This is a genomic window from Streptomyces sp. NTH33 (assembly GCF_003236365.1).
Lineage (GTDB): Bacteria > Actinomycetota > Actinomycetes > Streptomycetales > Streptomycetaceae > Streptomyces.
This window is the reverse complement of record NZ_POTZ01000763.1, coordinates 1-2,061: the sequence shown is the minus strand read 5'-3', so window position 1 is coordinate 2,061 and position 2,061 is coordinate 1. Positions and strand designations below refer to the sequence as shown.

General features: G+C 70.0%; 2 protein-coding genes. Both read right to left on the bottom strand.

Translation table 11 applies throughout. The features are described 5' to 3' along the window. Nucleotides 1-16 precede the first annotated feature (16 nt). Nucleotides 17-895 (bottom strand): phosphotransferase family protein, encoded by an 879-nt coding sequence (locus C1I97_RS35965; RefSeq protein ID WP_111007125.1) that lies wholly within the window; start codon nucleotides 893-895, stop codon nucleotides 17-19. Continuing rightward, the coding region (locus tag C1I97_RS40380; protein ID WP_181447075.1) for a hypothetical protein at nucleotides 892-2,061 on the bottom strand (1,170 nt) is incomplete at its 5' end. The genes C1I97_RS35965 and C1I97_RS40380, both read right to left, overlap by 4 nt.

Here is a 2,061-nt window from a genome sequence, read left to right as displayed (position 1 = left end):
GTGGGGTGGGGGGTGGTCATGAGCAGGGCTCCAGTTCGTTGTGAAGTGCCGTGACACAACCCGGGAGTTGGGTGACATCGTGGGTGTGCCAGTACAGGAAGTAGGAGAGCAGGATGAGCAGGCGGTGGAAGGCGAGGCGCTGCTCGAACAGTGGGTCGGCGGTCAGGCCGCGCTCGTGCCAGTAGCTGTCGAGGAGCAGGCGGCGCTCGGCGGCGGACGGCAGGCACCAGCGGTCGAGCTTGACGAAGTCGCTGGCGTCCTCCGCCTCTGCGGCGTGGTCGAAGTCGAGCAGGGCGCTGGTGCCGTCCGGCCGGATCAGGATGTTGTCGGGATGAATGTCCTGGTGGGTGGGGACGAGCGGGTGCTCGCCGAGCTGGTCGGCCAGCAGGTCGCCACGGTGGCGGGCGGCCGAGGCCAGGCCGGGCGGCAGCAACTCGTGCCGCAGGAGCTCATCGAGGAGTTCGGCCAGCCGACGGCGGCGGGCAGTCACCGTCGCGGTGTCGGGCACAGGCGGTGTGTGGAGTCGGGCGATCTGCTGGGCGAGGCTGGTCCACACGGTGCGGGTGATGCGGCCTCGGCGGCGGGCGTTGGTGAAGGTTTCTCCCTCCAGCCACTCCTGGAGCAGATAGGGGCCCAGGACGGGGTCGGTGCCGACGTCGAGGACGTGCGGCACGGTGACGCCGCGTGCGGCGGCCTGGCTCATGGCATCGGCAACACGCTGCAGGTGTGGCTCGCCCTCACGGGAGTTGAGTTTGAGCAGGTAGGAGCGGCCCGCGGCGTTCAGGTGCCAGCAGGTGTTGAAGCGGCCCTCGGGCAATGTCCGTGTCTCGACAGGCCCGCGGTGCGCCAGGAGGCGGTGCGTGGCGGCGTGGTCGAGAGCGGGGGCGGTGGTCATCGTTCAGCTCCCGCGAGCTTGAGGTCCTTCGGCAGGCCGATGTGGGTGAACACCTTGTGGACGGACTCGGCGAAGTCGGCGACCTGCTCGACGGTGAGCCGGTCGGTGTCGCGGACATCAAGGCGGGGAAGGGCGTCGTGCAGTCGGCGTCCCAGGTTCCATGGTCCGGCCAGGTGCAGCGCGTCGGTGCGTGGCTCGGCCAGGGCCGTCAGGGTCAGATGCACTTCGTGGGGGGTGAGGCGGCCGTCGACGGTGCACACGCCGCACCGCGCGGAGCGAGCGGCCAGGACCGGGCCGATCGGGGTGGGGGCCAGCAGTTCGGGCAGGTAGGCGGTGCCCTGCCAGTCGCGACCAAGGGTGATGTTCAGTTCGGTGTCGAAGAACCGGTTCGGGAAGCGGCGGAACTGTTCGCGGCGCAGGTGCGGGCGGCGCGGCAGGAGTACATCGGCGTTGTGCCGGGCCACGGTCACGGCCGGCGCGTCAGCACCGGGGGTGCGGCGGAGGGTTATCTCGGCTGAGGCGTCGATGGAGAAGGAGTAGTCATCGCTGTGGGGACGGCGGAAGCCGCCGGCGTGCTTGCCGATTTTGACGGTGATGGTGTCGGTGAAGACCTGCACCTCGTCGGCGCCCTGCTCGCCCAGCGCCTTGTACTCAGCGGAGCGGAAGGTGCCGTCCGCTTCGAAGTTGAGCAGGACGCGCAGGCTGCCGGGCAGCAGCATGGTGGCGTGGACAGCGCCGACCAGGGACAGTTGCTGCTGGTGGTGGTCGAGGACTTCCAGGAAGTAGTGCTCGGTGCGGACCCCCAGCAGCTCGTTGGCGAAGGGGGCGTTCAGGTCCGGGGCGTACACCCACAGCGGTCCACCGGCACGGGCGGTGCCGAAGCGGGTGTGCTGGATCTGTTCGCCGGTGGTGCGACGCTGGGTGAAGGTGTGGAAGGAGTAGCCCGGCGCGTGTGGGTCGCGTGCCCCTTCGGGGTGGACGACGAAGTGCCGGAAGCAGTCGGTGTGGGTGCGGGTGTCGGCGACGACGTCGGAGGTGATGCTCCGCCCGGTCGCTGCCTGCGGGTGGGTGGCGCGGGCGCGGGCGGTGGCGCGGGCCAGGTGGTCGGCGAAGGCGTCGATCTGCTGCTCGGTCAGCGAGGCGGAGGCGTAGAAGTGGTAGAAGAG

Coding starts and splice junctions, on each gene's coding strand:
- C1I97_RS35965 (WP_111007125.1), bottom strand. CDS start 895: ATGACCACCGCCCCCGCTCTCGACCACGCCGCCACGCACCGCCTCCTG.